General features: G+C 67.8%; 25 protein-coding genes. 17 read left to right on the top strand and 8 right to left on the bottom strand.

Going from position 1 to position 23,427, the window contains the following annotated elements; all coding sequences use genetic code 11:
- Window positions 1–59 precede the first annotated feature (59 nt).
- The 3 genes from VMT40_RS39035 to VMT40_RS39025 are packed head-to-tail and all read left to right on the top strand — an operon-like array spanning window position 60 to window position 2,213.
- Window positions 60–788, top strand: coding sequence for an MBL fold metallo-hydrolase (locus VMT40_RS39035; RefSeq protein ID WP_326364714.1), 729 nt, complete (start codon window positions 60–62; stop codon window positions 786–788).
- Between the two features lie 52 nt (window positions 789–840).
- On the top strand, window positions 841–1,611 hold the full coding sequence (rph, locus tag VMT40_RS39030) for a ribonuclease PH (RefSeq protein ID WP_326311233.1): 771 nt from the start codon (window positions 841–843) through the stop codon (window positions 1,609–1,611).
- The gene (locus VMT40_RS39025) at window positions 1,608–2,213 is read left to right on the top strand and encodes a non-canonical purine NTP pyrophosphatase (RefSeq protein WP_326364713.1); all 606 of its coding nucleotides are present in this window, start codon (window positions 1,608–1,610) and stop codon (window positions 2,211–2,213) included. Before rph ends, VMT40_RS39025 begins: the two co-directional genes overlap by 4 nt.
- Before the next feature lie 66 nt (window positions 2,214–2,279).
- Here the strand turns inward: VMT40_RS39025 and VMT40_RS39020 are convergent, their stop codons facing one another.
- From VMT40_RS39020 to VMT40_RS39010, 3 genes are read right to left on the bottom strand one after another with little or no spacing between them, the layout of a single operon-like run.
- On the bottom strand, window positions 2,280–2,636 hold the full coding sequence (locus VMT40_RS39020) for a DUF3817 domain-containing protein (RefSeq protein ID WP_326364745.1): 357 nt from the start codon (window positions 2,634–2,636) through the stop codon (window positions 2,280–2,282).
- A gap of 47 nt (window positions 2,637–2,683) precedes the next feature.
- Window positions 2,684–3,148 carry a transcriptional regulator gene (locus VMT40_RS39015; RefSeq protein WP_326364712.1) on the bottom strand — a complete coding sequence of 155 codons (465 nt, stop codon included), beginning with the start codon at window positions 3,146–3,148 and terminating at the stop codon, window positions 2,684–2,686.
- Window positions 3,149–3,200: 52 nt separating this feature from the next.
- A complete protein-coding gene (locus VMT40_RS39010) occupies window positions 3,201–4,076 on the bottom strand; it encodes an oxidoreductase (RefSeq protein WP_326364711.1) in 876 nt (291 codons plus the stop codon).
- Window positions 4,077–4,197: 121 nt separating this feature from the next.
- On the opposite strand from VMT40_RS39010, the gene VMT40_RS39005 reads away from it, so the two are divergent.
- A complete protein-coding gene (locus tag VMT40_RS39005; protein WP_326364710.1) occupies window positions 4,198–4,854 on the top strand; it encodes a TetR/AcrR family transcriptional regulator in 657 nt (218 codons plus the stop codon).
- A 98-nt stretch (window positions 4,855–4,952) separates the two neighbouring features.
- Window positions 4,953–6,992, top strand: coding sequence for an MDR family MFS transporter (locus VMT40_RS39000; RefSeq protein ID WP_326364709.1), 2,040 nt, complete (start codon window positions 4,953–4,955; stop codon window positions 6,990–6,992).
- A 63-nt stretch (window positions 6,993–7,055) separates the two neighbouring features.
- On the opposite strand, the gene VMT40_RS38995 is transcribed toward VMT40_RS39000, so the two are convergent.
- Complete coding sequence (locus tag VMT40_RS38995) at window positions 7,056–8,255, bottom strand: FAD-dependent oxidoreductase (RefSeq protein WP_326364708.1); 1,200 nt, start codon at window positions 8,253–8,255, stop codon at window positions 7,056–7,058.
- Between the two features lie 198 nt (window positions 8,256–8,453).
- Window positions 8,454–9,116: a PadR family transcriptional regulator gene (locus VMT40_RS38990; protein WP_326364707.1), complete on the bottom strand. Its 663-nt coding sequence runs from the start codon at window positions 9,114–9,116 to the stop codon at window positions 8,454–8,456.
- A 123-nt stretch (window positions 9,117–9,239) separates the two neighbouring features.
- Here VMT40_RS38990 and VMT40_RS38985 point away from each other — a divergent pair, with 123 nt between their 5' ends.
- Window positions 9,240–10,772 (top strand): FAD-dependent monooxygenase, encoded by a 1,533-nt coding sequence (locus VMT40_RS38985; protein WP_326364706.1) that lies wholly within the window; start codon window positions 9,240–9,242, stop codon window positions 10,770–10,772.
- Here VMT40_RS38985 and VMT40_RS38980 read toward each other — a convergent pair.
- Window positions 10,769–11,596, bottom strand: a complete 828-nt coding sequence (locus VMT40_RS38980; protein WP_442790136.1) for a helix-turn-helix domain-containing protein — start codon at window positions 11,594–11,596, stop codon at window positions 10,769–10,771. The genes VMT40_RS38985 and VMT40_RS38980 overlap by 4 nt on opposite strands.
- 132 nt (window positions 11,597–11,728) lie before the next feature.
- Between VMT40_RS38980 and VMT40_RS38975 the strand changes: the two genes are divergently transcribed.
- From VMT40_RS38975 to VMT40_RS38965, 3 genes are all read left to right on the top strand, one after another.
- Window positions 11,729–12,793, top strand: coding sequence for a zinc-dependent alcohol dehydrogenase family protein (locus VMT40_RS38975; protein WP_326364705.1), 1,065 nt, complete (start codon window positions 11,729–11,731; stop codon window positions 12,791–12,793).
- 174 nt (window positions 12,794–12,967) lie between these two features.
- On the top strand, window positions 12,968–13,480 hold the full coding sequence (locus tag VMT40_RS38970; RefSeq protein ID WP_326364704.1) for a hypothetical protein: 513 nt from the start codon (window positions 12,968–12,970) through the stop codon (window positions 13,478–13,480).
- A 30-nt stretch (window positions 13,481–13,510) separates the two neighbouring features.
- On the top strand, window positions 13,511–13,918 hold the full coding sequence (locus tag VMT40_RS38965) for a hypothetical protein (RefSeq protein WP_326364703.1): 408 nt from the start codon (window positions 13,511–13,513) through the stop codon (window positions 13,916–13,918).
- On the opposite strand, the gene VMT40_RS38960 is transcribed toward VMT40_RS38965, so the two are convergent.
- Complete coding sequence (locus VMT40_RS38960) at window positions 13,915–14,658, bottom strand: VIT1/CCC1 transporter family protein (protein WP_326364702.1); 744 nt, start codon at window positions 14,656–14,658, stop codon at window positions 13,915–13,917. The genes VMT40_RS38965 and VMT40_RS38960 overlap by 4 nt on opposite strands.
- A 97-nt stretch (window positions 14,659–14,755) precedes the next feature.
- Between VMT40_RS38960 and VMT40_RS38955 the strand changes: the two genes are divergently transcribed.
- On the top strand, window positions 14,756–15,853 hold the full coding sequence (locus VMT40_RS38955; protein ID WP_326364701.1) for a calcium:proton antiporter: 1,098 nt from the start codon (window positions 14,756–14,758) through the stop codon (window positions 15,851–15,853).
- A gap of 3 nt (window positions 15,854–15,856) precedes the next feature.
- Here VMT40_RS38955 and VMT40_RS38950 read toward each other — a convergent pair whose 3' ends face one another.
- The gene (locus VMT40_RS38950; protein ID WP_326311248.1) at window positions 15,857–16,087 is read right to left on the bottom strand and encodes a nuclear transport factor 2 family protein; all 231 of its coding nucleotides are present in this window, start codon (window positions 16,085–16,087) and stop codon (window positions 15,857–15,859) included.
- A 423-nt stretch (window positions 16,088–16,510) separates the two neighbouring features.
- Here VMT40_RS38950 and VMT40_RS38945 point away from each other — a divergent pair, with 423 nt between their 5' ends.
- The 7 genes from VMT40_RS38945 to VMT40_RS38915 are packed head-to-tail and all read left to right on the top strand — an operon-like array spanning window position 16,511 to window position 23,409.
- On the top strand, window positions 16,511–17,335 hold the full coding sequence (locus tag VMT40_RS38945; protein ID WP_326364700.1) for an ABC transporter permease: 825 nt from the start codon (window positions 16,511–16,513) through the stop codon (window positions 17,333–17,335).
- A complete protein-coding gene (locus VMT40_RS38940) occupies window positions 17,335–18,198 on the top strand; it encodes an ABC transporter permease (RefSeq protein ID WP_442790135.1) in 864 nt (287 codons plus the stop codon). The genes VMT40_RS38945 and VMT40_RS38940 overlap by 1 nt, the downstream gene beginning before the upstream one ends.
- Window positions 18,199–18,202: 4 nt before the next feature.
- The gene (locus VMT40_RS38935) at window positions 18,203–19,231 is read left to right on the top strand and encodes an MlaD family protein (RefSeq protein ID WP_326364699.1); all 1,029 of its coding nucleotides are present in this window, start codon (window positions 18,203–18,205) and stop codon (window positions 19,229–19,231) included.
- A complete protein-coding gene (locus tag VMT40_RS38930; RefSeq protein WP_326364698.1) occupies window positions 19,228–20,217 on the top strand; it encodes an MlaD family protein in 990 nt (329 codons plus the stop codon). The genes VMT40_RS38935 and VMT40_RS38930 overlap by 4 nt, the downstream gene beginning before the upstream one ends.
- On the top strand, window positions 20,205–21,224 hold the full coding sequence (locus tag VMT40_RS38925) for an MlaD family protein (protein ID WP_326364696.1): 1,020 nt from the start codon (window positions 20,205–20,207) through the stop codon (window positions 21,222–21,224). The genes VMT40_RS38930 and VMT40_RS38925 overlap by 13 nt, the downstream gene beginning before the upstream one ends.
- Window positions 21,224–22,306: an MlaD family protein gene (locus VMT40_RS38920; RefSeq protein WP_326364695.1), complete on the top strand. Its 1,083-nt coding sequence runs from the start codon at window positions 21,224–21,226 to the stop codon at window positions 22,304–22,306. Before VMT40_RS38925 ends, VMT40_RS38920 begins: the two co-directional genes overlap by 1 nt.
- On the top strand, window positions 22,303–23,409 hold the full coding sequence (locus VMT40_RS38915; protein ID WP_326364694.1) for an MlaD family protein: 1,107 nt from the start codon (window positions 22,303–22,305) through the stop codon (window positions 23,407–23,409). The genes VMT40_RS38920 and VMT40_RS38915 overlap by 4 nt, the downstream gene beginning before the upstream one ends.
- The last annotated feature ends 18 nt before the right edge of the window (window positions 23,410–23,427 follow it).

The raw sequence follows: 23,427 nt of genomic DNA, 5'->3' as shown, positions 1-23,427 counted from the left end.
GGTCGGCGATTTGGGGGATCCCTCCGTTGAGTGAGAATGCAGCGTGGCAGCATGGGGGAATGCGCCTCACCGTGATCGGGTGCTCGGGCAGCGTGTCCGGCCCGGATATGACACCGACAGTCATCGATTTCGGTCCCGGGGTGCTGGGTGCGCTGCAACGCCACCTGGATCCGGGTGAGGTCGACATCTTCCTGACCCACCTGCACGCCGACCACTGCCTGGATTTGCCGGGCCTGCTGGTGTGGCGGCGGTATCACCCGAATCCGCCCACGGGCAAGGCCATCGTCTACGGCCCGACCGACACCTCCCTGCGCATCGGCAACGCCTCCGCGGAGATCGGCGGCGAGACCGACGACTGGTCCGATGTCATCGACATGCGCGTCTGGCAGACCGAGACGCCGATCACCTTCGGCCCCGGCCACACCGTCGAGGCCCGCCGCATGTACCACCCGCCGGAGTCCTACGGCCTGCGCATCACCACCGCCGCGGGCCGCACCCTGGTCTACACCGGCGACACCGCGGTGTGCGACGAGGTCTTCGAACTAGCCAGCGGCGCAGACGTTCTCCTCTCCGAAGCCTCCTGGACCCACGACCCCGCCAACCGCCCGCCCGGCATCCACCTCTCCGGCCACGAGGCGGGCCTGATCGCCGCCCGCGCCGGAGTCGGCGAACTCCTCCTCACCCACATCCCGCCCTGGACCTCCCGCGAAGACGTCATCGCCGAAGCGAAAGCTGTGTTCAGCGGACCGGTCCACGCGGTGTCCCCGGGCGAGGTCTTCGACATCTGAGCTTCAGCGGGGGGTGAACACAGGGTGTTGACTGCCCGTTAGGCTGTCTGCCGTGTCGAAACGAGCCGATGGCAGGGCGGATGACGAACTCCGCGACGTGAAGATCACCCGGGGATTCACCTCGCACCCGGCGGGGTCGGTGCTGGTGGAGTTCGGTGGGACGCGGGTGATGTGCACCGCGAGCGTCACCGACGGGGTGCCGCCGTGGCGCCGGGATTCCGGATTGGGCTGGCTGACGGCCGAATACGCCATGCTGCCCGCCGCCACCCACACCCGCTCGAGCCGAGAGTCGGTGAAGGGCAAGGTCGGTGGCCGCACCCAGGAGATCTCCCGGCTCATCGGCCGTTCGCTGCGCGCCTGCATCGACCTGGCCGCCATCGGCGAGAACACCATCGCCCTGGACTGCGACGTGCTGCAGGCCGACGGCGGCACCCGCACCGCCGCCATTACCGGTGCGTACGTGGCGCTCTCGGATGCCATCACCTATCTGGGCGCGGCCGGGAAACTGGCCGACCCGCAGCCGATCTCCTGCGCCATCGCCGCGGTGAGCGTCGGCGTCGTCGACGGCCGGGTGCGCCTGGACCTGCCGTACGAGGAGGATTCGCGCGCCGAGGTCGATATGAACGTGGTCGCCACCGACACCGGCACCCTGGTCGAGATTCAGGGCACCGGCGAGGGCGCGACCTTCCCGCGCTCCACCCTCGACAAGCTCCTGGACTCCGCGCTCGCGGGCTGCGAGCAGCTGTTCGTGGTGCAGAAGGAGGCCCTCGCGCTGCCATACCCGGGCGTGCTGCCCGAACCGGAGGAGTCCAAGAAGCGATGAGCCGCGTCCTGGTCGCCAGCCGCAATGCCAAGAAGCTCAACGAGTTGCGCCGCATCCTGGACGAGGCGGGCGTCGCGGGCATCGAGATCCTCGGCCTGAACGACGTGCCGGAGTATCCGGAAGCTCCCGAGACCGCCGCCACCTTCGAGGGCAATGCCCTGGCCAAGGCCAGAGACGGTTTCGCCGCCACCGGAATCCCTTGCGTCGCCGACGATTCCGGTCTCGAGGTGGACGCGCTGAACGGCATGCCCGGTGTCCTGTCGGCCCGCTGGTCCGGCACCCACGGCAATGACGAGGCCAACAACACACTGCTGCTGGCCCAGCTCGCCGACGTGCCCGACGAGCGCCGCGGGGCCCGCTTCGTCTCGGCCTGCGCCCTGGTCGCCGACGGCGTCGAGGAGGTCGTGCGCGGCGAATGGCCCGGCGTCATCGGCCGAAAGCCGGTGGGCGACGGCGGTTTCGGCTACGACCCGCTGTTCTTCCCCGACGGCGGCGAGGTCTCCTCGGCCCAACTCACCCCGGCCGAGAAGGACGCCGCCTCCCACCGCGGCCGCGCCCTGCGCCAACTCCTCCCGGCCCTGGCCGCCCTGGCCGAGAGCTGAACCGCCCCAACCTAAAACGACAGCGCCCCGCCGATTCCTCGGCGGGGCGCTGTTTTGGTCTGTCGCTCAGAGCCCGAAGGCGGCCTTGACCTCGCGGGTGCGGTAGTGCTCGAACACGAAGGACAGGAACGGGATCGTGCCCGCCAGGCAGGTCAGCGCGGTGGTGAGGGGCTTCCAGCGGGCCTTGATGCCGAGGTCGATGGTGAAGACCAAGTAGATCATGTAGAAGATGCCGTGCACCTGGCCGATGTAGAACAACCAGTGCGGGGCGGTGCTGGAGTCGTCGAGAATCAGGTACTTGTAGATCATCTCGCCGCACAGCACCAGCAGCCACACACCGGTGATGTAGGCCAGCGCGCGGTAGCGGATCAGCGCGCCGCGGATCTTCTCGGGCGTCGCGGCACCGAGCGGGCGGGGAGCCAGTGTGGTCTCACCGGCGACGGGGGTCTGTGCGGAGTTGTCGCGGGTGCTCAACCGGCGCTCCTCTCGGTGTGGTGCAGCCCGGCGTCGCGGACCTTGTCGTCCATGTCGCGGGCGTGCAATTCGGCCAGGTACCTGTTGTATTCGGCGATCTCGGGATCGGAGTCCGCGGCCGCCTTGGGTCGCTCCGGCAGCAGGCCCGCCGGAATCTCGCGCGGCGCCGCCGATTTCGGCCGACGCGGCCGCGCGGGAGCGCTGCTCGGCGTGGACTCGGCGGTTACCTCCGGAGCGGGAGCCTCGTCCTCGACGGCCTCCTTCTCCAACCGCACGAATCGCACATAGGCCCACACCACGAATCCCGCGAACAACGGCCATTGCAGCGCGTAGCCGAGATTCTGATAGGTGCCGCCGCCCGATTCGAACCGCGTCCACTGCCAGTAGCCCAATCCCAGGCACGCCAGGAAGGCCACGATCACGAAGATAATCAGGGCCGGACGGCGATGGGGAGCGGACACGACCTCCACGGTACCTGCCTACTACGGGCGGCGTAGTAGGCAGGTGCGCAGATCAGAACTTGTATGTGACGCCGGTCAACCGCTCGGACTCTTCCCAGAGACGGCGCTGCAAGTCGCGATCCTGCGAGATCTTGCTGGACGGCGACGCCTCGACCGGACCTTGACTACCGAACCAGCGGGTCGGACCCCAGTAGGTGTTCGGATCCGCATCGGCTTTGGTGGCCGCGAACAGCGAGGAGTAGGCCGCGTGGAACGGCGACTGGCCGATGATCCGGACGAACGGCTTGGAGATCTTGTCCACGGGGGTTTCGGTGCGCGCGAACAGATCGGTCGCCGAGACACCCGGGTGCACGGCGTAGGACCGCTTGGTCGATCCGGCCGCCTCGAGCCGGTGCTGGAGTTCGCGGGCGAACATGAGGTTCGACAGCTTGGACTGGGCGTAGGCCAGATTGCGCTGGTAGCGGCGGTGCTCGTAGTTGAGGTCGTCGATCCACAGCTTGGGGGTCTGCTTGTGGGCGATGGAGGCCAGGGTGACCACGCGGTCGCGGATCCGATCCAGCAGCAGCCCGGTCAGCGCGTAGTGGCCGAGATGGTTGACGCCCCACTGGGTTTCGAACCCGTCCTTGGTGCGCGAGAACGGAATGTTCATCAGGCCCGCGTTATTGATGAGCACGTCGAATTCGCCGGTGCTGTCGGCGAATTGGCGCACCGAGGCGAGGTCGGCCAGATCCAGGGTCGCCACCCGCACGTCGCCGTCGATGCGGTCGGCGACCTCCTGTGCTTTCGCGGCATTGCGGCAGGCCATGATGACGGTCGCGCCCTTGCCCGCGAGCACCTTGGTGGTCTGCTCACCGAGCCCGCCATTGGCGCCGGTGATCACGAACGTGCGCCCGGACTGGTCCGAAATTTCGCTTGGCTTCCATGCCATGGCAGTTGACCTCACAATTCGAGTCGTTTGTTCGACCTTACTTCAGAGTAAGTTACGGCGGTAGCCCGGAGCTCGGGACTCAAACTTGTGACAGTCATAAAAAAGTGTTGATAATGAGTTTGTGACATCCTCGCATACCGCCGCGCCCCTCGGCCTGCGTGCGCGCAAGAAGCTGCAGACCAGGCAGAACATCTCCAATACCGCGACGCGGCTGTTCCTGGACCGCGGGTACGACAATGTCACCATCGCCGAGATCGCGGAGGCCGCCGAGGTCGCGAAGATGACGGTGACGAACTACTTCCCGCGCAAGGAAGACCTGGTGCTGGATATTCGCGAGGCCTTCGTCTCGGGCCCGGCCGACACCGTGCGGGGGCGGGCCGCGGGTGAATCGGCGCTGACCGCGCTGCGCCGCGCGTACCTCGAGGCCATCGCCCGCAAGGACGCCGTGCTGGCGGGCTTCTCGGGGTCGGCCTTCGCGGCCCTGCTCGTGGGCAGTCCCGCGCTGGTGGCGCGGCTGCGCGAATTCCACGAGGACCGCGAGCGCCTGCTGGCCGAGGCGCTGGCCGAGGAAACCGGCGCGGCCACAGACGATTTCACGGCACGGGTGGCGGCCACCGTCCTGGGCGGCGTGCATCGGACCCTGTTCGAGGAGGTGCTGCGCCGCACGGCGGCGGGGGAGTCGAACGAGGCCATTGCCGCGGCGCTGACCGAGTACGCCGCGACCGCCTTCGACCTGCTGGAACCGGCGCTCGGCGGCTACGCGGTCCGGGAGAACTGACGGCTACGCGGTCGGATAACTGAGCCGCATCCTTTCGGATCGCCCGGTTTGCCGTGTCGTTGCCGCATCATTCCTGGTGAGCGCAAGATACTGGGCCGATGACCGGTGCCAGCGTCACCGCCGACCAGCCCGTCGCGCCGCAGCCATTGAGTCGGGCGCGCAGAAACGTCATCTTCGGAACCGTCGCCCTGGGCATGCTCATGTCCGCGCTCGACTCCACCATCGTCTCCACCGCCCTGCCGACCATCGTGGCCGATTTGGGCGGGGCCGGGCACATGGCCTGGGTGGTCACCTCGTACCTGGTGGCCGAGGCCATCGCCACCGCGCTGGCCGGCAAGTTCGGCGACCTCTTCGGCCGCAAACTGATCTTTCAACTCAGCGGCGCGATCTTCATCATCGGCTCGATGATCGCCGGACTCTCGCATGGCATGACCCTGCTCATCGTCGCCCGCGCCATCCAGGGTTTGGGCGCGGGCGGGCTCATGGTCACCTCCATGGCCCTGATCGCCGATGTCATCCCGCTGCGCGAGCGCGGCAAGTACCAGGGCGCGCTGGGTGCGGTCTTCGGCATCACCACGGTCATCGGACCCACGCTGGGCGGGCTGTTCACCGACCACCTGAGCTGGCGCTGGTGCTTCTACGTCAATGTCCCCCTGGCGATCGTCATGATCGCGCTGGCGGCCCGCACCATTCCCATGACCAAGGCGATCGTCAAGCCGATCGTGGACTACCTGGGCATCGCGTTGGTCGCCGTCGGCGTCACCTGCCTGATCCTCGGATTGGAATGGGGCGGACAGGAATACGCGTGGGGCTCGTCGACGATCATCGGGCTGTTCCTGGCGGCCGCGGTGCTGCTGATGACCTTCGTGTTCGCCGAGTTCCGGGCCGCCGAACCGATGCTGCCCATGCACCTGTTCCGCAGCAATGTGTTCACGGTGTGCTCGATCCTGAGCTTCATCGTCGGCTTCGCGCTGCTGGGCGCGATGACCTACCTGCCCGCGTATCTGCAATACGTGGAAGGGGTTTCGGCGACCGCGTCCGGGGTGCGCACGCTCCCGCTGGTGGTCGGGTTGTTCTTCACCTCGATCCTGTCCGGCAATATCGTCGGAAAGACGGGGCACTACAAGGTCTTTCCGATTCTCGGCTGCGCGGTCATGGCGGTGGGTCTGTACCTCATGTCGACCATGGGCCCGGGCACCAGCTTCTGGGTGATGTCGCTGTACATGCTGATTCTGGGCCTGGGCGTCGGTCTGGCCATGCAGGTGCTCACCATTGCCGTGCAGAACAGCGTTCCCTATTCGGATCTGGGCACGGCGACCTCCGGCGTCACCTTCTTCCGGACCATCGGCAGCGCGTTCGGCACCACCGTCTTCGGCACCCTCTACTCGAACAAGCTGCGGCCGAATCTGCAAGCGGCACTGATCGAATCGCGGGTGCCGCCCGCGGCGGCGCAGAACCCGGATACGCTGCGTCACCTGCCGAGCCAGCAGGCCGCGCCCATTGTCGGGGCGTACGCGGACTCGATCGAGTTCGTGTTCCGCTGGGTGGTGCCGGTGGCGCTGCTGGGGTTCGTGGTGGCGTTCTTCCTGAAGCAGGTGACGCTGCGCGACAGCTCCCGCGCCGAGGCCACCGATGTGGGTGAGCAGTTCTCCATGCCGGACTCCGCCGATCGCCTGGTCCAATTGGAGCGGGCCATTGCCCGGGTGCTGCGCAAGTCGCGCGACAATGCCGTTCCCGACCCGGAAATCCTTGCGGCGGCGGGCAGTTCACTCGGCCGCGACGAGGCCTGGGCGCTGGGGCAGGTACGTATGTACAACCACCTGCGCGGCAGTGCCACCCTCGCCGATATCGCCCGAACCCATTGGATCCCCGCGGAATTGATCGGTCCGGTCTACGACAAGGCGGTACGCGAGGGTCTGCTGAGCCGCAGCGGCGAGGAACTCACCCTTACCGACAAGGGCGCGCGGGAGGTCGACCGGGTGCGCGGCGCGTGGAAGCGTTGGCTCGCTTCCCAACTCACCGACTGGGATTCCAACGATCCGCGCGACCGGGAGCTGCTCGAACAGGCCCTCGACAATATCGCCACCAAGCTCCTCGACGAGGCCGACCGCCCCGACGCCCTTCCGGTCGGCCGCTGAGCACGACACAGCGCCCGTCGTGAGCTCGTCACGACGGGCGTTGTGCCGCAATCTAGTTCGTGATCACGCGTTGACGGTCGCCGGTCGGACCGTGGCCTCCCAATCGATGCGGAAGCGCTGTTCGTGGCCGAACGCCTTCTCTGGATCCATGCGCTTGAACATCAGCGGCATCATGAGCTGCATGGCCTTGCGGGCGATGGGTCCGGCCGCCTTGGTCTGGTTCATGCGGGCGACCCGGGCCGCGACACCCTCCACCCGGGGACGGCGCAGCGCCTCGTAGGTGGCGAAAGCCTGTGCGGGATCGTCGATATCGCGCAGGCAGCGGGCCAGCTCGATACCGCTCTCGATGGCCAGCGACGCCCCCTGTCCGGAGGTATTGCTGGGCGCGTGGATGGCATCGCCGGTGAGCACCAGCCGGTTCCGGTACCAGTGCGGCACCGGCGGCATGATGTTCAAGGCCCCGATGACCGCCAGCTGCTCGGGGGTGGTGCTGCGGGCCAGGAGTTCGCCCGGATCCTCCCCGGCGTAGGCCTCGCGCAGCTGGCGCAGCCACTGCTCGACCGGCACGGCGCGAGCCTCGGTCAGCGAGTAGTACCGCTCGCTGGGCAGATTCGCGCCCCACGCCACCCGGCCGTCCGGCATGGACCAGTACAGGTAGTAGGCCCGCTTGCCGAAGGCGAAGGTCATGCGTTCGGGCTCCAGGTCCAGGTCGCAGTCGACGTAGGCGCCGAAGCCGAGCATGTTCAGGTAGGTCGGGCCGGGTGCCTTGGGGTCCACCAGCGTGCGCACGGTGGATCGGATCCCGTCCGCCCCGATGAGCACATCCGCGGTGGCGCTGCTGCCGTCGGCGAAGATCGCCGTCACGCCACCGGCATGCTCTTCCACGTCGGTCAGTCGCTTGTTGTACTCGAACCGCACGCCCGTGGCCACGGCGGTGTCGTGCAGGGCCTGATGCAGGTCGGCGCGGTCGATGATCCGCAGCGGCTCGATATTCTCGAGCCCCGGCAGGTCGATGCGCTTGCCGTTCACCGACATCGACGACTTGCTGGCCGGTACGGCGAGTGCGCGCACGGCGTCGGCGGCCCCGACGATCTCCAATGCGGCGACACCATTGGGCGCGAGCGCCAGGTTGGCACCAATGCCGTAGGCAGGCCCCGGATAGGCCTCGAAGACGGTGACGTCGATACCGGCCATGTGGAGTGCGGTGGCGGTCACGGGACCGGAGATGCCGCCGCCGATGACGATTGCGGAGTTGATGGACATGGTTCTCTCCCGAGAAGTGTTCGAAGACTTCGATAAACCCCGAACCGACGCGCGTGTGGAGAACCCAGTTATCCTGTAGTTGCCAAACTCGGTGCCGGGTTCGCCTGCACGGACGCGGTTCGAGACGGTGTATTCCGGGCTTCGGCGGTGGTGTTGCAGCACCCCGTCGGGGCCCGGTCCGTTCTGATCGGTAGGCGATCAGTCCTGTGCGGTGTGCGGTGTGGGCGCACCCCCTTCCGCCAGTTCGATGATCTCCGGGGGCATGACCCCGTCGCGATGCCAGGACCGCCAGCCCTCCACATCCGGGAAGCTGCCGTCGGCCAGCGAATCGCGCAGGGCGCGAGCCCAATCGGCCTCCGCGCCCAGCATGGTCAGCTCATAGTCTTCTTCGACCAGGAAAAGGCGCGGCACTGTGCCTTCCAGAGCGGCCAATTGGGCGCGGGATTCGGCAATGGTCTTGTCCAGCTTGCTGATTCGCTGGTCGAGCAGGTCGATGACCTCGTCGGGCGGCAGCACCGACAGCACGGACAGGCCCGCCACGAACCGGCTCTGCTCGGGCTCCGGCTCGGAGATGAGTTCCCTTGTCCAGTCGATGAGTTCGGCCCGCCCGGCCTCGGTGATCCGGTAGATGGTCCGCTCCGGCCGCGCACCGTCGCGCTCGCTGCCGATGATCTCCAGGAAGCCGTGCTTGGTGAGGTTGTCCACGACCGTGTAGAGCGACCCCCACTTGACGTTCATGTCGGTGTCCTTGCCCCACATCCGCAACCTGGCAGCGATCTCGTACCGGTGCATGGGCTGCACCACGACGGCGGAGAGCACCGCCAAACCCATCAGATTGGCGACCTTGCGCTTGCGGGCCATCCGGCACCTCCTTACTCGTCTACGAATATACGTCCACGAGTATTCGGCCGCAAGCATTGATGTAAGTCCGCTGTAATGCGCCGTCATTGACGGTTTTCGTCTTCCCGCCGCACACTCGGAGGCGTGGCAGACACGGGGGTAGAGGTACTGATCGTCGGGGGCGGTCCCGTAGGACTCACCGCTCGCGCGCTCTTGGAACGCTGGGGTGTGCGGACGCTGCTGGTGGAGCGGCATCGCGAGCTGTCGCCCTTTCCGAGGTCGCGGCTGGTGAACGTGCGCTCGATGGAGATCTTCCGGCAGCTCGGCATTGCCGACACGGTCCGCGGCCGGGCCTTCGGCCCGGAGTTCGGGCGGGTGCGCTTCCGGGAAACGCTCGGCGACGCCGACTTCGGCACCGAGGCGATGGTCGGCGTGCACGCGCCGATACCCGAGAGCCCGGAGATCGGTGCGGTCACCTCGCAGGATCGGCTGGAGCCGACGCTGCTCGCCGCCGCGGACACGCCAATGCGGTTCGAGGTCGAGCTCGTGGATCTGAGCGAGGAGTCCGAGGGCGTGGCGGCGCGGGTCGTGGACCACGAGACCGGGGCCGAATCGGTGGTCCGGGCCCGCTATGTGCTCGCCGCCGACGGTGCGAATTCCACCGTGCGGCAACTGCTCGGAATCGGCACCGTCGGCCCCGGAGCGGTCGGTGATGTCGCGACCGTGGTCTTCGACGCCGATTTGGGCCGGTGGTCGGCCGATCAACCGGCGGGCGTCTACTTCACCGCGCGCGGCACGTTCACGCCGCTGTACCCGGAGGGCGGCTGGGCCTGGTTCGGTCCCACCCCGCGCGATCCGGGGATCGACTACGCGGCGCTGGTCACCCGGGCCCTCGGTCCCGCCATCGACGCGCGCGTCGAGGTCGTGCGCGTTCAACACTGGGTGATGAACGCCTTTGTCGCCGAACACCTTCGGCGCGGATCGGTCTTCCTGGCGGGCGATGCCGCGCACGCGGTGCCGATTCTCGGCGGCCTCGGCATGAACGCGGGCCTCGCCGATGTGCACAACCTGTGCTGGAAGCTGGCGGGGGTGCTGCGCGGGTGGGCCGCGCCGGGCCTGTTGGAAACCTATGAGACGGAACGGCTTCCGGTCGCCCACCGCACCCTGCGACAGGCGGTCGCCAATGCCGAGCGGGTCCGCCACGCGCAGGTCGCTCGGCGCGAAGCGTGGGAACATGGCGATGCGAGCGGCACCGACGTCGAATTGCCGTGGTCGGAACGGTATTTCAATCAGATGGGTCTGGTGCTCGGCGTCGCGTACGACTCCGAGGCCGTCCGTTCCGACGGCAGCCCGCCGCCACCCGACAGCGATGCCGTCTACCTGCCCAGCGGTCGACCGGGCGGTCGCATGCCGCACTGTCCGCTGGAGCCGGGGCGCTCGAGTCTGGATGCGATCGGCGAATGGTTCACGCTCTTCGGACCGGATCCGATGGAGTGGGAAAAGCGCACGGCCGCAACGCTTCCCCTGCGCTTCGAAGACCTGCCCGAGCAGTACGTCGACCGCTGCGGCATCGGTCCGCGCGGTGCGCTCCTCGTCCGCCCGGACGGCCATATCGCCGCCCGCTGGCCGGACGCTCCGGACGACACCGTGAACCTCCGTGACCCGCTGAATCTCTAAGCGGTCGCGAACCTTTCGCGCAGCTGGTCCGAGGTGGCCCGATCGGCGGGCAGGAACGCCTCCAGATGCAGCTCCGACAGGGTGATGTCGGTGGCCGTGGCGAAGGAGGTCACGGTGGTGATCAACCGCAGTTCACCGGTGTCCGAGCGCAGCCGCAGCGGCACCGCGAAGCCGAGGTGGCCGGGACCCGGATCCACCGGCGGCAGATAGCCTTCCAACTCCGCGATGAGCGCGTCGAGATCCGGATCGGGGCTGCGGCCCGCCCGATTGCGCAGGCTGTCGGTGACGTGCCGACCCCACTCCGGCATGTTCAGCACCCGCCGCCCCAGCCCGTCCGGATGCAGGGCCAGCCGCAGCACATTGATCGGCGGCTCCAGCAGTTCCGGCGCACAGCCCTCGGTCAGCAGCGCGAAGGCGGGATTGGCGGCCACCAGCACCCCGAACGGCCGCGTCACCACCGCGGGGTAGGGGAGATGCCCCTGCAGGATGGTGTCCAGCGCGTGCCGAACCGCCTCGAGTTCCGGTGCGTCCAAGGCGGATTCGGGAAATACCGGCGCGTATCCGGCGGTCAACAGCAGGGCATTGCGTTCCCGCAGCGACAGCCCGAGCACCTCCGCCAGCCGCACCACCATGGTCCGCCCCGGATGCGAGCGCCCCTGCTCCAGAAAGCTCAGATACCGCTGACTCGTCTCCGCCGCAATGGCGAGATCGAGTTGGCTCAGCCGCCGCCGCGTCCGCCAGGCGCGTAATTGCTGCGCGAACGGGGTTGGCTGGGCGGTCGAGGTTGGCTGGGTGGTCGGAGTGGCCACGGCCATGGTCGTCATACCTCCACTGTGCGGATGGACCCGCCGTCCGCGCGATTCCCTGGAGGGTATGACAAGACCCGCCTCCCGCCCATTCCCGTCATTCCCCGGAGGGAATCGCGCAGCGCGGCCGCACTGCGCAGACTCGTCGCCATGAGCGAAGGACAGAAGGCCATGAGCGAAGGACAGAAGCAGAACGCGAATGGTGTTGCCTACCAGTTGGAACCGCTGCGCGGGTTCGACGGCTTGAGCACCCGGGTGCAGGAGATGCCGGTTCCCGGACCGCATCAGGTCGTGGTGCGGGTGCGCGCCACCTCCCTCAACCGGCGCGACATCATGCTGATGGAGGGCACCTATCCCATGCCCGCCCGACCGGGCGTGGTGCCGCTGGTGGACGGTGTCGGCGAGGTAATCGCGAGGGGCTCGGGCGTGACGCGGGCGGCCCTCGGTGATCGGGTCACGGGCACCTACTACGTCGCCTGGAACGATGGACCGCAGACCCAAGCCCTGGGCCAGGAGCAGTACGGCGCCAACCACGAAGGCTGGCTCGCGACCTACGTCCTGCTCGACGAGGACTCGGTCGTGCACGTGCCGCCGCATCTCACCGACGAGGAGGCCGCCGCCCTCACCTGCGCTGGCCTGGTGGCGTGGGCAGCGCTGACCAAGCCGCTGCCGGTCGGCCCCGCCGACACCGTGCTGACCGTAGGTAGCGGACCGGTCGGGCTGTTCGCCATCCAGCACGCGACAATGCTCGGCGCCCGGGTCATCTCGATCACCTCCTCGCCCGAGAAGGCCGAGCGGCTCCGCAAGCTCGGCGCGGATGAGGTGGTGAACCGCAAGCAGACCCCGGAGTGGGAGCAGGCGGTGCTGGATCTCACCGACGGCCTCGGTGTGCAGCGGGTGGTGGATGCCGTCGGTCACCTGACCCTGCCGAAATCCCTTGCGGCCACGGCCTACAACGGCGATGTCGTCCTGATCGGCGCGTTCCCGGCCGAGCGGGGGCAGGAGTCGGCCGATCCGCTGGGCGGCAAGTACGTGGGCCTGCGCCGCATCGCGGTGGGCAGCCGCGCGGACTTCGAGTCCATGAACCGCACCATCGCCGAGCACGGCCTGCGGCCGGTGATCGATCGGGTCTATCCGTTCGAGCAGGCGGTGGACGCCTACCGCTACTTCGAGACCGGCGACCCGTTCGGCAAGGTGGTTATCACCCTCCCGTGACCGGCGCAATACGAGTAGAGCTACCTATTGGCAATCGGTTCGAATAGATATCCACCTGGAACTATTTCCTTACCGTGTAGCCCGTTCAGTCGGCTGGCAAATCGGTATACCGTCCCTTGAAGGAGATGCTTTTCGGATCGGTGGGCGTGCGCTTCGACTCGAAGGAGTTCCTGGGTGACGGTGGGTGCGGTACCTCAGAACCCCGCTGCGGTGCGGGCCAGGCCCCACACTGTGCGGGAGCGGCCCGCCGCCCGGCCCTCCGACGGCACCCCCGGACTCACGGCTGCGGGGGAGATGTCGCCCCGGGTGCTCGTCGTCCTGCTCGTCCTCTCCCTTGGGGTGGTGGCCGCCCTGATCGGCGGAACCCTGCGCGAGGGCCTGAACAATCCGGGCGGCGGGGTCCAGACCGGCACCCCGCATCCGAGCACCACCCAGCCGGTCAACGCCCAGCCCCCGAAGCCCGCCCCCGCGCCCCCGCCACCGGCCGCCCCGCCCGTGCAGATGCCCGGGGCCGCACCGCAAACCGACCAATACGTGGCCCCGGCCCCGGCCGTGGTGACTCCCGAGTCGGCCGCGGCCCCACCGGCCCCGGCCCCGGCCGCCCCACCGCCACTGCCCGACATCCTGGCCCCGATCCTCCCGTTCCTGCTGCCGCCGCCCCCACCCCCGCCGCCGCCCGGACCCTGAGGCCGGGCCGGAATCCGAAGGAGGACCGCCATGCTCGGCACCGCCGACGAGATCCGGCGCGCTGACGACGAGCGCGACGCGGGCGATATCGACCCGCGCGGCCTGGGCCTGGTGGTCCTGATCGCGGCGCTCATGACGGCCGGTATCGGGGCGGGCCTGTGGTTCACCGGCTCCGGTGACCGCCCGATCGCCGACACCTCCATCGTGAACGCGGTCCGCCCCCGTCACGACCCTCCGGCCCAGCGGCCACCGAATCCCGCTCCCGCCGCGCAGGTTCCGGCCGCACCGAATCCTCCGGCTCCGGCCCCGCCGCTGGTGCCCGCCGCACCGCACGCGGTCGAAATCCCGGTCGTGGTGAACCCGGACATCCCGGTGCCGGACCTGCCGATGCCGGATCAGCCCGCGCCGCAGGATGATTCGGCTCCGCCGTCGGGCTAGATTCCGGAAACCCCTGCGAGCTGGCCGATTCCGTAGGTGACGGCCATGGCCAGCGCGCCGCCGATGACGACCCGCAGCACCGCGCGGCGCGGATTCGCGCCGCCGAGGCGGGCGCTCACCGATCCCGTAATGGCCAGTGCCACCAGCACCGCCGCGAAACAGACGGGTATGCGCCACTGGGTCGGGGGCAGCAGGATGGCCAGGATCGGCAGGATCGCGCCCAGGGTGAACGACACCGCCGAGGACAGCGCGGCGTGCCAGGGGTTGGTGAGATCGTGTGGGTCCAAACCCAATTCGGCCTCGGCGTGGGCGGCGAAGGCGTCGTGGGCGGTGAGCTCCTCGGCCACCTGGCGGGCGGTCTGCGCCGTCAGCCCCTTGGCCTGATAGATCTGGGTGAGCTCGGCCAGTTCGTATTCCGGTTCCTCGGCCAGTTCCCGTTTCTCCTTGGACAGCAGGGCGCGTTCGGTGTCGCGCTGGGTGCTGACCGAGACGTACTCGCCCACGGCCATGGAGATCGCGCCCGCGGCCAGGCCCGCGATGCCCGCGGTGAGAATGGCGTTGGTGTCGGTGGAGGCCGCGGCGACGCCGACCACCAGGCCCGCGGTGGAGACGATGCCGTCGTTCGCGCCGAGCACACCGGCGCGCAGCCAGTTGAGTTTGGCCGCGAGGCTCTCGTCGTGCGGTTCGTGCGGATGCGGTTGGACCGCGTCGGTGGCTTCGCCTGCCGGTTTGTCGTCCACGTGGGCAGCCTAATTCACCGATGCGCGGTCATGCGGGAGCGCGAACGGGGGAGGCATGGCTCCCATTTGCGAGGAATGCGGATCATTTGCTGGAACGATGGGGATCATGGTGTGTTTCTGCAGTCGGTACTGGTCGGTCATCCTGCCGCTCGCGGCGGCCGCGGTGCTGGCGGCCTCGTGGGGCCGGGAGTTGAACCCGGCGGTGGCGGGGCTGGTGGCGGTGTGGCTGATCGGCGCGGTGCTCTCGGCGGTGCATCACGCGGAGACGGTGGCGCATCGGGTGGGCGAGCCGTTCGGATCGCTCATTCTGGCCGTGGCGGTGACCATCATCGAGGTCGGGCTGATCGTGACGCTCATGGTCTCCAGCGGTGAGAAGGCCGCCTCGCTGGCCCGCGATACCGTCTTCGCCGCCGTAATGATCACGTGCAACGGCATTTTCGGCCTGTCGCTGCTGGTGGGCGCGCTGCGGCGGCGGGTCGCGGTCTTCAATGCCGAGGGCACGGGCGCGGCGCTGGCCACGGTCGCCACCCTCGCGACCCTGAGTCTGGTGCTGCCCACCTTCACCACCAGCGAGCCCGGCCCGGTCTTCTCGGCCTCGCAGTTGATCTTCGCGGCGGTGGCCTCGCTGGTGCTCTACGGGGTGTTCGTCATGGTGCAGACCATCCGGCATCCCGATGACTTCCTGCCCGTCGAGGACGCGTTGGCCGAGGCCGAGGACGAGCACGACGAGCCGCCCACCAGGCAGCAGGCCCTGCTGAGTTTGGGTTTGCTGCTGGTTGCCTTGATCGGTGTCGTCGGTCTGGCGAAGGTGGTCTCGCCCAATATCGAATCCGGTATCGCCGCGGCCGGTCTGCCGCAGTCGGCGGTCGGTGTGGTGATCGCGCTGCTGGTGCTGCTGCCGGAGACCATCGCGGCCGTGCGCGCCGCGCGCCGCGAGCGCATGCAGATCTCGCTGAATCTCGCGCTGGGTTCGGCCATGGCCAGCATCGGTCTGACCATTCCGGCCATCGCGCTGGCCTCGATCTGGATCGAGGGTCCGCTCATGCTCGGCCTGGGCGCGACGCAGATGGTGCTGCTGGCCCTGACCGTGGTGGTCGGCGCGCTGACCGTGGTGCCCGGGCGCGCGACCCTGCTCCAGGGCTGTGTGCACCTGGTGTTGTTCTCGGCCTTCGTATTCCTGGCGGTGAGTCCCTAGCGGTCAGGAATTCCAGCGGTAGACCTGGCCGTCGCGTAGTTCGTAGGAGGTCGCGGGTTTGGTCGCGTCGTGGCGGGCCAGCAATGCCATGACCTGAACCCGGCCGCGGGTGGTGAGCCCGTCCTCGGTCCAATGCACATAGGGGTGCACCAGTTTCGCGAATTCCGCCCAGTCGCCGGTCTCGATCGTGTGCAGGACCGCCGACACCGTCTTGTCCACAGCCACAGTGAACACGTCGCGTCCGCATTGCGCGCGGGTTCGGCGTGGGTTCGGTGCGAAAGCCGAGTTGCTGGCAGATCACTCAATTCTTGGTTTGGTATGGCCGAGGCGCTCGAAAGGGGTCCGAGAGGCGTTCGCTCGAACGGTGCTGAAAGTCACTTCGATGTCTCTTCGCTCTAATAACGCGTTCTAGAACAGCAGGTCACATGGATATTTATCTCGCTGACTGGTAAGGATGAGGGGTGTACCAGACGGTAACTTAGAGGCTCCGATCACACTTGGAACCGATTTGTTGTAACCCGTCGTAACCATTAGCTTTGATGGCAGGCAGTGTTGCCGATCACGGAGAAGAATTTTGATGCTCGTCACCCCGCGTCGATTCCGGCGTCCTGATGAAGTGGTCCCGCGTTGACCCGGGCCGTCCAGAGTCGGTCCGCCATGCAGAGTCGATCCGCCGTGCGCATCGTCCGCGACAACTTCTCCAACACCACCGTGTCGTCGCTGCGCACCTTCGGGCGCGCGGTCGGGATCGCCGAGGAAGCGGTGATCGGCACCTTCACCGATATCGCCCGCCGCCAATTCCAATGGAAAGAGGCCATTCTGCAGGCCTGGCGGCTCATTACCGTGACCGCGATTCCGGCCGTGCTCATTGCCATTCCGTTCGGCGTCATTGTTTCGGTGCAGGTGGGCAACCTGATTCACACCCTCGGCGCGGATTCGCTGCTGGGCGCGACCGGCGGCCTGGGCGTCATCAAGCAGGGCGCGCCGCTGGCCACCGGCTTCCTGCTCGGCGGTGCGGGCGCCGCGGCGCTGGCGGCGGATCTGGGCGCGCGCACCATTCGCGAGGAGATCGACGCGCTGAACACCATGGGCATCAGCCCGATTCACCGCCTGGTGATTCCGCGCCTGGTCGCCATGGTCTTCGTCGCGCCGCTGCTGAACGTGCTCATCATCTTCGTGGGCGTGCTCGCGGGCTACGGCGTCGCCATCGGCGGGCAGGGTGTGACGCCGGGCTCCTACTGGTCGACCTTCGGATCCTTCACCACCACCGCCGATGTGTGGGTGTCGCTGTTGAAGGCCGTGATCTTCGGCTTCCTCGTGGTGATCATCGCCTGCCAGCGCGGGCTCGAGGCCAAGGGCGGCCCGCGCGGCGTCGCCGACGCCGTGAACGCCGCGGTGGTGCTGTCGGTGGTGTCCATCGTGACCGTGAACCTGGTCGCCACCCAGATCACCGACATGTTCCTGCCCACGAGGCTGGCCTGATGTCGGCCACCTATGTGCCCAAGGGATTGGGCTGGGCGGCGCGGTTCTACCGTCGGCGCGGTCTGCTGCTGCGGCGGATCGAGGGGCTGGGTTTCATCCTGGCCTTCGTCTGGCAGGTGTTGTCGTCGATTCCGTTGACGCTGAAGCGGTATCGCAGCGAGACCATGCGGGCCATCTCGGATATGACCTGGGGTCGCGGCTCGGTCATCGTGGGCGGCGGGACCGTGCCGATGATGATCGTGCTGGGTCTGGTCATGGGCGCGTCGGTGGCGGTGGAGTCGTTCACCACGCTCGACATGCTGGGCATGGGCCCGGTGTCGGGTCTGGTGTCGGCCTACGCCACCACCCGTGAGCTGGCCCCGATCGCCGCGGCCATCGGCTTCGCCGCGCAGGCGGGCTGCCGGATGACCGCCGAGATCGGGTCCATGCGCATCTCCGAGGAGATCGACGCCATCGAATCCCTCGGCCTGCGTTCGGTTCCCTTCGTGGTGACCACCCGGGTGCTGGCCGGTGCGGTGGCCATCGTCCCGACCTTCCTGATCGCGCTGATCCTGTCCTACGCGGCCTGCCGCGGGCTGATCACCATGGTGCACGGGGCCTCGGCCGGTGTGTACGACCACTACTTCTTCCAGTTCGTGTCCGGGTTCGACGTGATCGCGGCCGTGGTGAAGGTGGCCATCTTCGCGGTGGTCGTCATCCTGATCCACTGCTACTACGGCTTTTTCGCCGCCGGTGGTCCGGAGGGCGTGGGTATCGCCTCGGGCAAGGCGGTGCGGGCGTCGTCGGTGGCGATCATTGCCATGGACATGGTGCTGTCGCTGTCCCTGTGGGGCTTCAACTCGGCGATTACGTTCACGGGGTAGGGGAATGCCGAATTACGGAATGCCGGGTGTGGCCGTCGATCGCAAGCGCGCGATGACGGTGGGCGCGATCGCGCTCGGGCTGGTGGTCGCCGTGGTGGCGGCCTGGGGGTTGTACCGGTCGCAGCAAAGCGAAGCCGGACTGGCGATTTCGCTGCGCACCGAGCAGATCGGTGACGGTGTGCTGGTCGGCACCGAGGTGCGCGTCGACGGCGTGGTGGTCGGCAAGGTCACCGGGATCGCGCCGGATCAGCATGGGACACAGCAGATTTCGCTGCGCTTGAACGACAAGAAGCTGTTCGGCATCGACGACAGCCTGCAGGTCGATTACGCGCCCGCCAACCTGTTCGGCATCAGCGAGATCGAATTGCGCCGGGGCGCGGGTGGTTCGCCCTTGCGCGACGGCTCGGTGCTGGACTTCACCGGCCGCCGGGCCGCGCAGGTCTACGACGCCACCATGGGCTCGATTCTGCGCAGCGCCTCGCAGGTGGGCGGTTCGGTGCTGACCCCGCAGATGGCGTCGGTGATCGCGCAGGCCGCGGCCGACACCCAGGCGTTCACCCCGCTCGCGCAGGCCCTGATCACCGCGCAGCGCACCATTGCCGACAACCAGAAGATGCCGATGTCGGAGCTGTTCGGCAATCTCGGCCCGGCCTTCGACGGCGGCGGGCAGTTCGCGGGCGCGACCGTGCAGGTGGTGGATCTGTTGCGCGGCATGCAGCGGCTGCAGAACGATCGCGCCGCCTACGACAAGGGCGTCGCGACGGTCACCGGCCAGCTGCTGCCGATTCTGGCGAACACCTTCTCGCAGGCCGGGAATCAGCTCTCCGGCACCACCGACATGCTGGTGCCGGTGCTGACCGCGCTCGCGCAGATGGTGCCGCAGCCGCAGCAATCCGGGGCCGAGTTGAAGCAGCTGCTGGAGCGGCTGCGCGCGGCCATGCCGGACAACGGGCAGGGTCCGGTGCTGAATGTGGAGGTCGATCTGAAGGGCGTTCCGGCCATCGCGGTGCCGTTGTTGGGGGGTGCGCGATGAGTGTCAAGGCCGCGGCGTGGCGGCTCGCACTGTTCGCCGGTGTGATCGGCGTGGTGCTGGCGTTGGTGCTCACCGCGATTCAGCGCCCGGTGTCCGGCAAGACCGAGACCCACGACGCGATCTTCACCGACGCCAATGGCCTCAAGGTCGGCGACGACGTGCGCATGTACGGCGTGCAGGTCGGCAAGGTCAAGGGCATCGACCTGGAGGGCGCGAAGGCGCGAGTTCGGTTGTCGGTCAAGACCGATGCGCCCCTCTACGACAACTCCAAGCTGGCCATCCGCTACCAGAACCTGACCGGGCAGCGGTACATCGATCTGCAGCAGCAGCCGCAGCCGGGCACCCGGCTCGCGGCGGGCGCGCGCGTCGGCGAGGACCACACCGTGCCGTCCTTCGATGTGACGCAGCTGTTCAATGGCCTGAAGCCGGTGCTGCAGACCATTTCTCCCGAGGCCATCAATCAGTTCAGCGCGAGCATGGTGGCCCTGATCGAGGGTGACGGCGGCGGTGTCGGACCGGCCATGGACGCGATCGGGAAACTGGCGTCGTACGTGGACAATCGGCAGCAGGTGATCGGGACGCTGATCCGGAACATGTCGGATCTGTCGGATCGGCTCGGCGGCCGCGTGCACTACCTGGTGCCGCTGTTGAAGCAGCTCACCGACATTTTCGAGGCGCTGCGGCAGAACATCGGTGGCCTGGCGCAATTCGCCATGACCGCGCCGTCGGTGCTGCGGCCCATCGACAATCTGATGAACGCCCTGGGGATCAATTCCGGCTCCGACGTGGACGCCCTGATTCGCAAGATCTTCCCCGACGCCAAGGAGGCGGTGGATACGTTCTCCCGCCTGCCCGCGGTGCTGGGCGCGGCCGACGTGTCGAGCCCGAACGGCTGGAAGCCGGTGTGCAGCAAGGGCACCGCGGACGTACCCGCCGTGGTCCGGGTGCTGATCTCGGGACAGCAGGTGGCGATATGCAACGGATGAGAATGCCCGCCGTGTTCACCCGCGATGACCGGGTCGTCGATGACGCCACCAAGCAGAAGCGCCACCTGCGCAAGGGTATTGTCGGCGCGATCGTGGTGGTGCTCGGTCTGGCCGCCGCCGGTGCGCTGTACGTGGTCCCGTTCGGCAAGCACACCTACACCGCGGAGCTGTCCGAGGCGCAGTCGGTGAAGGCGGGCGACGATGTGCGCATCGCCGGAATCTCGGTCGGCGAGGTCAAATCCCTGGAACTGAAGCCGGACAAGGTCGTCATGCGCTTCACGGTGAAATCCGATGTGTTCCTGGGCGATCAGACCTCCCTCGACATTCGCATGCTGACCATTGTCGGCGGCCACTACGTGGCGGTGTTCCCGGCCGGGTCGAAACCCCTTGGTTCCACGCCGATTCCGGCGGACCGGGTGCGCCTGCCCTACAGCCTGGTGCAGACCTTCCAGGATGCGGCCACGCCGCTGGCCAAGATCGACGGCTCCACGCTCAACAAGAACCTCGCGGCGCTGGGCACGTCGATCGACGGCGCGCCCGACAGCCTGCGCACCACCCTGCAGACCGTCGGTACCTATGTGGACGCGCTGGACAAGCAGCGCACCCAGGTGTCCAACGCCGTGGCCGTGGCCGACGAGTACGTGCGCATGTACGACGGCGCGAAGAGCGATCTCGGTCGCCTCATGGACAATGCCAACCTGCTGGTGACCGTGCTCGACGACAAGCACGCCGAAATGGCCGAGGCCATCCGGCTGCTCAGCGATGTGCTCGGGCGACTGGGCGGCGCGGAGCCGACCTGGGCGGATCTGAAGCCCGGGATCACCGATGCCATCGGCCAGCTCGAACAGCTCGGACAGAAGTTCGCCCCGACCCTCACGGCCGCGCAGGATTTGCAGAAGAAGCTGTCGGACCTGGTGATTCCGGACGGCGGCGTCAAGCTGGACCAGTCGCAGCAGACCGTGACCCTGCCGCAGGTGTGCATTCCGGTGCCGGGGAAGGACTGCTGATGTTCAAGCGGATGCTCGGATCGCAGGCGTTCATGTCGGTCGCCGGTGCGGTGCTGATCGCGGTACTGGCCGTCGTCGGCTATCTGGTGTGGTTCGACCCGATGAAGAAGACCGTGTCCTACTGCGCGATCATGCCCGACGCGGTCGGCCTGTACGCCGGGAACAAGGTGACCATGCGCGGAATCCCGGTCGGCACGGTCGATTCCATCGACGCCGACGGCACCAAGGTCAAGGTGAAGTTCTCCGTCGATGCCCGGTACCCGGTGTACGCGGACGCCCAGGCCACCACCGTCTCGGATTCCATTGTGGCCGACCGCAATCTGGCGGTGCTCAACAGCGGCAAGAATCTCCAGCACTGGGATTCCGCGCAGTGCATCACCAAAACCCTGACGCCCAAGAGCATTACCGAGACCCTGACCGCGCTGGCCGACCTCTCGTCGCAGCTGCAGCAGGCGCAGGCCCCGGATGCGTTGGCGCACGGCCTGTCCGCACTCGACGCGGGCACCCAGGGTGCGGGCCCGCAGATCAACGAGATCGTCAAGAAGCTGGGTTCGGCACTGGCGCAACCGGATGCGGATATCGGGCATCTGGCGGGCATTTTCGACGCCTTCGCCTCGGTCGGCCAGAAGGTCGAGGACCACTGGGGCGATCTGCGGTCCATGCTGCTGCGCCTGGGCCCCGCGCTGAACAATGCCACTACCGAATTGATCGGTCCCGGTGCGCAACTCGTCGACCGGCTCGGTGAACTGCTGCCCATGCTCAACGATCTGGTCACCATCGCGGGCGACCCGATCATGAAGGCCTTGGACGACACGCTCCCGCTGGTCCGCCTGCTGCGCGCCAATATCGGCTCGCTCTCGGACATCATGCGCAAGCTCCCGGTCCTGACCACCGCCGCCCAGAACCTCATGTCCAACGGCATCAGCTACGGCTCCCCCCGCGCGGCCCTCCCGGCCCCGCAGGCCGACCAGGTCTGCGCCGCCCTCAACGCCGCCTCCCCGGGCACCTGCACCGACGCCGCCAACGGCCTGGTCAACGTCCCGCTGGTGCCGCTGGTGCTCGGAATGGCAGGTGCGCGATGAGAATCGGACGCTGGAACATCTCGGTCGACACCGGTGCGGTCCGCATGCCCACGGGTGTCGCGAAGCGAGCCGGTGCCGTGGTACTCGCCGCCGGTCTGCTGGCCGGAGTCGGCGGGTGCGCCTTCGATCCGTCGTCGGTGCCGGTGCCCGGGACCACGATCTCCGGGCCGACCTACCGCATCCACATCGAGTTCGCCAATGTGCTGAATCTGCCCGCCAAGGCGAAGGTCATCGCCAATGGCGCGCAGGTCGGCTCGGTGAGCGGTGTGCGCGTGGTGGATTCGGCGCACTCGAACGGACGCGGCGGCTATGTCGTGGTGGACGCGGATATTTCGTCCACCGTGCAGTTGCCGACCACCACGGTCGCCGAACTGCGGCAGAACACGGTGCTCGGTGACATCCACCTGGCCCTCACCACGCCGCCGGACGGATTCAACGCGCTGCTGACCGACGGCGGCACCATCGGCCAGGAGCACACGCGCCCGCCGGTGCAGCTCGAGGACACCATGGCCGCGCTGGCCGCCTTCACCCAGGGCGGCGCGATCAACCAGCTGCAGGACATCATCAATCGGTTCAATGCCGTGCTGCCGCGGGATCCCAACGAGACCAAGCGGATAGCGCAGAACGCCGCGGGCAATGCGGTCGATCTGGCCGCGAACCTGGACCAGGTCGACAAGCTGCTCAATGGCCTCGGCGTGAACGCCCAGGTGCTGCACGATCGCGCGGACTTCCTGGACTCCGAGCTCAGCCAACAGTCGGTGGACACCCTGACCGGTGTCGCCCATTCCCTCGAGGGCGTGACCCAGCTCTTCGCGGTGCTCGGCCAGCTCGGGCAGTCGCTGGTGTGGCTGGCTCCGCTGGCGGGCGCGCTGGACCCGGTGACGCAAGCCTTTGCGCCGCTGGCGCTTTCGGGCAAGCCGCTGGACCTGTCGCAGCCGTCGAATCTGTCGGCGCTGGTTTCGCTGTTGCGGGACAAGCTGATTCCGTTCGTGGAGAACGGTCCGAAGGTGAACATCACCGGGATCAAGGCGGATTCGGTGTCCCGTGACGATCAGGTGACCAACATTCTGGCCGGACTGCGCATGATCGGCGCTGTTCGATGAGAGAGAGTGGGGCGGTGC

Origin of the sequence: Nocardia sp. CDC160, assembly GCF_035818795.1 — a bacterium.
GTDB lineage: Bacteria > Actinomycetota > Actinomycetes > Mycobacteriales > Mycobacteriaceae > Nocardia.
This window is presented reverse-complemented; position numbering and strand designations above follow the sequence as displayed.